This window comes from Ruegeria sp. O4, assembly GCF_056535125.1.
This window is the reverse complement of record NZ_JBQERO010000029.1, coordinates 24,989-33,062: the sequence shown is the minus strand read 5'-3', so window position 1 is coordinate 33,062 and position 8,074 is coordinate 24,989. Positions and strand designations below refer to the sequence as shown.

General features: G+C 59.8%; 6 protein-coding genes. 1 reads left to right on the top strand and 5 read right to left on the bottom strand.

Going from position 1 to position 8,074, the window contains the following annotated elements:
* Nucleotides 1-136: 136 nt before the first annotated feature.
* From ACR0J7_RS19630 to ACR0J7_RS19610, 5 genes are read right to left on the bottom strand one after another with little or no spacing between them, the layout of a single operon-like run.
* Nucleotides 137-2,767, bottom strand: coding sequence for a phosphoenolpyruvate carboxylase (locus ACR0J7_RS19630; protein ID WP_480915367.1), 2,631 nt, complete (start codon nt 2,765-2,767; stop codon nt 137-139).
* On the bottom strand, nt 2,767-3,738 hold the full coding sequence (locus ACR0J7_RS19625) for a 2-hydroxyacid dehydrogenase (RefSeq protein ID WP_480898942.1): 972 nt from the start codon (nt 3,736-3,738) through the stop codon (nt 2,767-2,769). The genes ACR0J7_RS19630 and ACR0J7_RS19625 overlap by 1 nt, the downstream gene beginning before the upstream one ends.
* Nucleotides 3,738-4,625 carry a succinate--CoA ligase subunit alpha gene (gene sucD / locus ACR0J7_RS19620; protein ID WP_209508187.1) on the bottom strand — a complete coding sequence of 296 codons (888 nt, stop codon included), beginning with the start codon at nt 4,623-4,625 and terminating at the stop codon, nt 3,738-3,740. Before sucD ends, ACR0J7_RS19625 begins: the two co-directional genes overlap by 1 nt.
* Nucleotides 4,622-5,821: a malate--CoA ligase subunit beta gene (locus ACR0J7_RS19615; RefSeq protein WP_267365650.1), complete on the bottom strand. Its 1,200-nt coding sequence runs from the start codon at nt 5,819-5,821 to the stop codon at nt 4,622-4,624. Before ACR0J7_RS19615 ends, sucD begins: the two co-directional genes overlap by 4 nt.
* Before the next feature lie 15 nt (nt 5,822-5,836).
* Nucleotides 5,837-7,078, bottom strand: a complete 1,242-nt coding sequence (locus ACR0J7_RS19610; RefSeq protein ID WP_480915365.1) for a pyridoxal-phosphate-dependent aminotransferase family protein — start codon at nt 7,076-7,078, stop codon at nt 5,837-5,839.
* A gap of 220 nt (nt 7,079-7,298) precedes the next feature.
* On the opposite strand from ACR0J7_RS19610, the gene ACR0J7_RS19605 reads away from it, so the two are divergent.
* On the top strand, nt 7,299-7,928 hold the full coding sequence (locus ACR0J7_RS19605; protein WP_480625582.1) for a response regulator transcription factor: 630 nt from the start codon (nt 7,299-7,301) through the stop codon (nt 7,926-7,928).
* Nucleotides 7,929-8,074: the final 146 nt, after the last annotated feature.

Genomic DNA, 8,074 nt, shown 5'->3' with positions numbered 1-8,074 from the left:
CTCGATCTCGTCGCGCTGACGACCCAGCTCAGACCGGATCGAGCCAAAAAGCTCAGGATCGCGGTCCGACAAGGACTGGGTGAAAAATCCGTCTGTTCGATGCGGGGCGTTCACAGTTTTGGTCTCCTGAAAATGGTTAGCCGGTCCAGCCAAGGCCAGCGGAAATGGCATTCATGGATTGCAGCAGGGGCACGGGAACTGACCCTGCCTGCGGTTCGTTGCGGGCGTGTTGCAGCAGTTCGACCTGAAGAGCATGAATGCGGGCCAACTCGGCCTGTTTGCGGTCAAACCTCTCGCAAAGGCGGGGAAAGCGATGGCCGATGACCTGACCACCGGTCAGAAACCGGATCGCTTTGCAGGCACTATCGTATTCCGCCTTGATCACCTGCGATACACGTTGGCGGATCTCGATATCAGAGACCAATTCGCCATACTGCGCTGCGATTCCCATATCCGTCTGATAGAGCGATTTTTCCATCTCATCGACGGCGAGGCGGAACAGGCGGGAGTGTCGAAACATGTCGTGCAACACGTCATCACCGCGCTCGCCGCGAAACTTGCGAAAACTGGCCATGGCGGTGCCGAACCCGTACCAACCAGTAATCAGGTGACGGTTCTGCGACCACGCAAAGACCCATGGAATGGCCCGCAGGTCATCCAGGCTGGCCGCGCCGAACCGGCGGGTCGGACGGGACCCCATTTTCAGGCGGGCAAGTTCTTGGACAGGGCTCGCCTGCTGGAAATAGTCCAGAAAACCCGGCATCTGCAAAAGCGAGACATAGGCTGTCTGTGACAACTCTGACAAAGCATCCAATGCGTCATCGAATTCAGGCCGTGAAGGCGCCTCGTCAGGGGTCGCCGTATGGCGCATCGTGCTTGACAGCAACAACTCCAGATGCGCCGCAGCCGTGCCCCGGTTGGCATATTTGGCCGAAACCACCTCGCCCTGTTCGGTCACGCGCAGCCGCCCGGCAACTGTTCCACTGGGTTGCGCGGCGATGGCGCGCCCGGTCGGTGCACCGCCCCGGCTGACCGAGCCGCCGCGACCATGAAAAAACGTGGCCTTGAAACCTTGCGAAGCCAGCGCCGAGACGATCCGGCGTTGGGCGCGCTCCAACTCCCATGTTGAGCAGAAATAGCCCCCGTCCTTGCCGCTGTCCGAATATCCCAGCATCACCTCGATTACCCGACCGTCGGTTTTGAGGCTGCGACGGGCAAGCGGAACAGCCAGAACGTCCAGCAGGATCGATGGGGCATTTCGCAAATCGGCAATCGTCTCGAACAATGGGACTACCGAAAGATCCAGAGTTTCAGATCCAAACCCGGCATAGCGGGCCAACAGGTAGATGCCGAGAATATCGTCGGCCGAACGGGTCATGGACAGGATGAAGGGCCCTATTGCCTTGGGGTCCGGTCCCGATCGCACACCATGGACCAGAGCCAGAAGAGCAAGCAGTTCCCGCGCCTGATCGCTTAACGCATCGTGGTTTTGATAGGGCAGGTTCTGATCGGCCAGTTCGGTTCGCAAGCGGGCAGACCATTCGGCTGTGCCGTAAACCGGCGCCTGTCCGGAATGCGACCAGATTTCGGCCAGAACGTCGGTTGTCACGGTCGAATTCTGGCGGATGTCCAGCGTTGTGGTCCGAAACCCGAATACCGAAGCGGCCCGGCGCAGCGGACGGATGTGCTGCCGCGCCAGAATATCCGCGTTGACCGCACATAAAGCGGTATCAAGCGTGTCGAGATCGCCCACGAATTGCGAGATGTGATCATAGCCGCTGTTTGTCAGCCGATAGCGAATGGCATTGAGTGCTTGCCGGAATGGTTCGTTCCGATTGCGCCCGGCGGTCGGAGCCCGGTCGACTATCGCTTGTACTTGCGTCCTGACAGGTTCAGGTAAAGGCAATATCAGCGCGCTGATGCTTAACCTGCTTGCGGCACGTTCGAGTGCCTGGCGATATAGGTCCAGAACTGTTTCGCGTCCGCGTTTCAGCGCCAATGCGGTCATCTCGGTCGTGGCATTCGGGTTGCCATCCCTGTCGCCGCCGATCCAGCTGTGAAAGCGGATATCGGGTGTATCGCTCAGCGTACGACCCAGCACTTGCAGGCAGGCCTGATCGAACCGGCCCATAACCTGCGGCACGGCATCAAAGATTGCATCGCGGAAGAACTGCAACCCCCATTCGATCTCGTCGTGCAGGCTTGGGCGCGACAGGCGGAGTTCGCCGGTCAGCCACAAGAGATCAATCTCTCCTTCCAGACCATTCAGCAATTCGGCGTGTTCTGTCGGGGTCCAGCGTTGCGTTTCAAGACTGACGAGGTTGCGGTAGATACGCCGGTGAATTTCCAGAACCGTAACCCGCTTGGCTTCGGTCGGATGCGCGGTCAGAGTGGGACCGGTACACAGGTTAGCGGTCAGCTTTTCAACCTGGCTATAGGCCAGGGACAAGTCCGTCAGGGCTTCGGCAAAACCGCCTTCTACCGCTTCTGCGCCGTTTTGGGTTTCGGTCAATCGACGGTCCCGAACCTCGGCGTTTTCATCGATGATGCACAACAATTGGAACCAGATCGAAAGGGCCTGCAAATACGGCGTTGCTTCGGGTCCCGTGGGAATGGGTTGCAGCGGCTTGGCCTCAGCCCATGCCGCCACATGTGGCGCCCGTTTCAGCAATATATTCCGCCACAACGCCCGCAATTCCGAGCGCAACCCTTCGGCATAGCTCGAGGGGTTGGGGGTGGGCAGAGTATTCGGGGCCAGCGCCTGCATCAGATCACGCGGTCCCGGGGTTCGCGGCCTTCAAAGAAATCATTCAAGTTATCGAGAACCCGAAACCCCATCGCCTCGCGCGCTTCGCGGGTGGCGCTGCCCAGATGTGGCAGCATCACGAGGTTGTCGCATTGCAGCAGGTCCGGGCTGATACGGGGTTCACCATCGAACACGTCCAGCGCGGCCCCGCCGATCATCTCGAACATCAGGGCCTGGACCAGCGCCCATTCGTCGATCACCTCACCGCGCGCGGTGTTGATCAGAAAGGCGTCGGGCTTCATCAGGCCCAGTCTGCGCGCGTTGATCAGATGGCGGTTTTCAGCCCCGCCGGGGCAATGCAGCGAGACGAAGTCGCATTGCGGCAGCAAGTCGTCAATCGAGGCCACCTGCGTTGCATTGCACATGGCCAGTACATCCGGCGCTATCTGACTGCGGTTGTAGACGAGGATGTCCATACCAAAGCCATGATGCGCACGGCGGGCCATCTCTTGCCCGATGCGGCCATAGCCGATGATGCCCAGCGTTTTGCCGCTGACCTTGGTTCCAACCAGATGTGTGGGCCGCCATCCGGTCCAGTTGCCGGACCGCAGCTCGCGCTCACCCTCGCCCGCGCGCCGCGCCACCATCAACAGCAGGGTCATGGCGATATCGGCGGTGCATTCGGACAAAACATCGGGCGTGTTGGTCACGGTCATGCCCAGCTCACGCGCCGACGGTTCGCAGATGTGGCTGTAGCCAACGCCGTAATTGGCAAGGATCTTTGTCTGTGCACCGGGTACATCCAGCGCCTCGGCGCTGAGCGTGTCGGTGACGGTGGGCAGCACCGCGTCATAGGACTTCAACGCCAGCCGGATATCTGCCGGGGACATGGGCTTGTCCCCGGTGTTCAGAACAGCGTTGTAATTCTCGGCCAGCTGCGCCTCGACGGCGGCAGGCCAGCGACGGGTCACAAGTACCGAGGGTTTGACCATCACGCGGCCTCCATCACACGGGCAATTGTTTCACCGATCACAGCGGGGTTTTCGGCAACGGTCACCCCGGCGGCGGACAGGATCTCGACCTTTTCGCTGGCGCTTTCGCCAAAGGCCGAAATGATCGCACCCGCGTGGCCCATGGTGCGGCCTTTCGGGGCGGTCAGACCCGCGACATAAGCAATCACCGGTTTGGTGATGTGGTCGCGGATGTATTCGGCAGCCTCAGCTTCCTGTGGGCCGCCGATCTCGCCGATCATGGCGATGACATGGGTGTCCTCGTCCTCTTCGAACCGCTGCAGGATGTCCTTGAAGGATGACCCGTTGATCGGGTCGCCACCAATCCCGACACTGGTCGAGACACCGATGCCGCGTTCTTTCAGCTGCGCCGCAGCCTCATAGCCCAGCGTGCCCGAGCGGCCGATGATGCCGACATGGCCGGGCAGATAGATGTGACCCGGCATGATGCCCAGCAACGCCTTTCCGGGCGAGATCGTACCGGCACAGTTCGGCCCGGTCAGCACCATGCGTTTCTCTTTCGGATAGCGGTACATGTACCGTTTCACCCGGATCATGTCCTGCGCCGGAATCCCGTCGGTGATGCAGACGCAGTAGCGGATACCGGCATCTGCTGCTTCCATGATTGAATCAGCCGCAAATGGCGGGGGCACAAAAACAAGGCTGGCATCCGCGCCGGTCGCCTCGACAGCCTGTTTGACGGTGTCAAAGACCGGAACACCTTCGACGGTTTCCCCGCCTTTGCCGGGTACGACGCCGCCCACGACATTGGTGCCATAGTTCAACATGTCCTTGGTATGGAACCGGGCCATGCGGCCGGTGATGCCTTGCACGATGACGCGAGAGTCACGGTCGAGAAGAATGCTCATTTCACAGCCCTCATCTTGGTGCCTTGAGTTAGGTCGTTTTTCCATGCGCCAACAGCGCGTTCTGCCGCCTCCATCAGCGTTGTGGCGCGAATGATCGGCAGGCCGGACTTGGCCAGAATCTTCTGACCCTCTTCGACGTTTGTTCCAGCCAGCCGCACGACGACGGGCAGATCGAGGTCAAGTTCCCGCAGCGCCTGAACGACGCCTTCGGCCACCCAGTCGCAGCGGTTGATACCGGCGAAGATGTTGACCAGAATGGCCTGAACATTGTCGTCTGACAGGACCAGACGAAAAGCCTTGGCCACACGTTCGGGTGAGGCCCCGCCGCCGATGTCGAGGAAGTTTGCAGGCTCGCCACCGGCCAGCTTGATCGTGTCCATCGTGGCCATCGCCAGACCGGCACCGTTGACGATGCAGCCGATATTTCCGTCCAGCCCGACATAGGACAATCCGCGGTCGGCCGCGCGGCTTTCGCGCGGGTCTTCCTGGCTTTTGTCACGCAGTTCAGAAATTTGCGGATGGCGGAACAGGGCGTTGTCGTCAAAGCTCATCTTGGCGTCAAGCGCCAGCACCCGGTCGTCACCCGTGATGACCAACGGGTTGATCTCGACCATTGTCGCGTCAAGCTCGCTAAAGGCGGCATAGCAGCCCTGTAGCGTACGAACCATTTGCTGGATCAGCCTGGGTTCAAGCCCGAGGTTGAATGCGATCTCGCGCGCCTGAAATTCCTGAAGCCCAACCGCCGGTTCCACGATGGAGCGGACGATGCTTTCCGGGCGGTCAGCCGAGATATCCTCGATCTCCATCCCGCCCTCGGACGAGGCCACGATCATCACCCTTTGGCTGGACCGGTCGAGGACAAAACCCAGATAGATCTCGCGATCAATCGGCACGGCGGCTTCGACATAGACGCGATAGATGCCTTTGCCTTCGGGGCCGGTCTGGTGCGTGACCAGCTTGCGGCCAAACAGATCATCGCAGGCCTGATAGATTTCGTTTTCGGTGTTGCACAGCTTGACCCCTCCGGCCTTGCCGCGACCGCCTGCATGGACCTGCGCCTTGACGATCCATTTGTCACCGCCCAGCTCACGCGCCCGATAGGCCGCTTGTTCCGGACTGTAGGCCAGTGCGCCGGACGGTATGGCGACACCGAAATTCGAAAGAATTTCCTTTGCCTGATACTCGTGAATATCCATCTGATCCGCTCCTGTTTATGCAGCGATTGAGGTGCCGTAACGGCTTTCCAGCAGGTCTTCGATTGCGTCTTGGTCGACCGTTCCGCCCAGTTCTCGGATGGCTTCGGCGAACAGGCACACGATTCGGCTGACGGCGTCGCGGTTCAATTGGTTGAGGATGCCGATGCGCACCTGCACGGGTGCGCTGAGCGTCGGCCAGATGCCAAACCCGCGCGCGCGGCAGTTCTGGACCAGCTCCATCTCGCGGCCAGCCAGTTCCGGGGGCAGGTTCAGCACAATCAGGCTGGGCATGTCGGAGGTGACCTCGCAGCCCATTTCGGTAACAGCGTCGCGCAGAACCTTCTCATGCGTCTTGTACGATGCGGACCGCTTGGCCAGACTTTCCTGAAGGGTCAGGCGCAGGGATTCATGGAAAGCCGCAACGGCGTAGCCCGAATGGGTGCGGTGATAGGTGCCCTTTTCAACATCCTGCCCATCAACAATGCCCCAATGGCGGGCCTCAAAGATGGGATTGTGCACATAGGTATAGGCACCGGTGGTTCTGAGTGATGCGATATAGGCGTCGGTAAAGCTGACAGGGGCATAGGTCAGCGGCAGGCAGCATAGACCTTTCTGCGGGCAGGACGCCCATCCGGCGATGCCCGGAAAATCGTCTATCGAGAAGTCATCGACGCCCAGAGACGACACCGCATCGATCAGACCCATCACGCCATGACGTTCGCACGCGTCGGAAAATCCGCGCAGGTCATTGATGCGGCCAGATCCGGTTTCCCAATGCGCCATGAAAGCCCATTTCGGTTTGTGCTGCGCCAGCGTCGCCTCGACCAGATCACCGGTGACCGGCTGGCCGTGCGGAACCTCGATCACGGTGACGCTGGCGGCCTGAGGTGCCATCGGGTTGGCTGCATGTTCTTCGGGCGTCGCCGCCTTGATCCGCAGGGTCAGCGCGTCGATCCCCGAGAATGTCCCGTTGGCAAAAGCAACGACCTTGTCGCCAGGCATGACAGCCGAAAACATGGTGTCCAGGGCGCTCCAACCGGTGCCGGCAACAGCAAAGGTATAGGCGTTTTGGGTGCCCCAGATTTTCCGCAGCATGTGCTTGCATTCGACCATCCCCCTAAGGACGTCCCCCTGCATGTGATCGGCAACGCCTGCATTGGCAAAGGCCTTGAGGACGCGGGCATCCGTGTTACCCGGCCCCGGCCCCGCAGCGAGGGTTTGGGGGATTTCGAGCGGAGGGAAAATCTGAAAAGTCATGGTCTGGCATCCTCGGCTGTTGGCCGGGCATTGCGGCCCGTCGTGTCAAGTTACCGAGCAGGAAACGCGAGCTTGCCTTATGACGCAACGTAACTTACTACTGCTTTTGGATGGCCAATAGGATGGGGCAATACCTACCCGTTTTGGTAAAAATACGAAGGTATACAAAGAAACGTCCTATCCTTATGGGTAGGTTTTTCCGAATTCGGGGCAAAATCATATGGTTGAGACACCGAGCAAACCCATCGACATCATGCTGGCGGACGGCAACCCGCTGGTTCTGTCGGCCATGTCCGAAATATTCGAGCGGGACCCCCGATTCTCGCTGATGGCCACGTCAGCAACGGCCGAAGGGTTTCTGGGAACGGTGATGCGGGTTCCCGTTCAGGTCGGTGTCGTCGACTGGACGCTTCCGGTTTTAGGCGCTGCCAAACTGATTGAGGTTCTGCGCGATCAGCCCAACGCCCCGCGCTTTGTCGTTTATGGCGACACTGGCGGCGATGTCCCGCGATTGGCGATGCAGGCGGGTGCGGCTGGATTTGCCGCCCGCACGGGCGAGGTTGAGGGTCTGCTGGAAACCTGCGCCAAAGTTGCAGCGGGTAAGATGGTGTTCCCGTTCATCGATATCCGTAAAATGCAACAGGACCCGATCCAGAGCCTGTCGCGTAAGGAGCGCGCAATTCTGGAGGCGCTGGCGCAGGGAATGTCAAACCGGGATCTATCGAAGGAACTTCAGATTTCGACAAACACGGTCAAGTTTCACCTGTCCAACATCTACGAAAAGCTGAGTGTCAAAAACCGAACGCAGGCCATTGCGTATTTCTATTCGTCTCAGCAGTCACGAAACTAGACCAAAGGCGATTTGGATGCCGATGTTTCCGGGCAGGTTTTTCGTCCAGCTCTGACCAATTCTGGATACCGTCAGCAGCAAGAGACACAGTGCTTGTCCTGAGCGCTTTGCCGCGCGTGGCGGTAGGCACAACCCTGCGTTGCTTC

What these genes read in the sequence shown, in the direction of transcription:
- ACR0J7_RS19610 (WP_480915365.1), bottom strand. Translation starts at nt 7,078, where the DNA reads ATGACTTTTCAGATTTTCCCTCCGCTCGAAATCCCCCAAACCCTCGCT.
- ACR0J7_RS19630 (WP_480915367.1), bottom strand. Translation starts at nt 2,767, where the DNA reads ATGCAGGCGCTGGCCCCGAATACTCTGCCCACCCCCAACCCCTCGAGC.
- ACR0J7_RS19605 (WP_480625582.1), top strand. Translation starts at nt 7,299, where the DNA reads ATGGTTGAGACACCGAGCAAACCCATCGACATCATGCTGGCGGACGGC.
- ACR0J7_RS19615 (WP_267365650.1), bottom strand. Translation starts at nt 5,821, where the DNA reads ATGGATATTCACGAGTATCAGGCAAAGGAAATTCTTTCGAATTTCGGT.
- ACR0J7_RS19625 (WP_480898942.1), bottom strand. Translation starts at nt 3,738, where the DNA reads ATGGTCAAACCCTCGGTACTTGTGACCCGTCGCTGGCCTGCCGCCGTC.
- sucD (WP_209508187.1), bottom strand. Translation starts at nt 4,625, where the DNA reads ATGAGCATTCTTCTCGACCGTGACTCTCGCGTCATCGTGCAAGGCATC.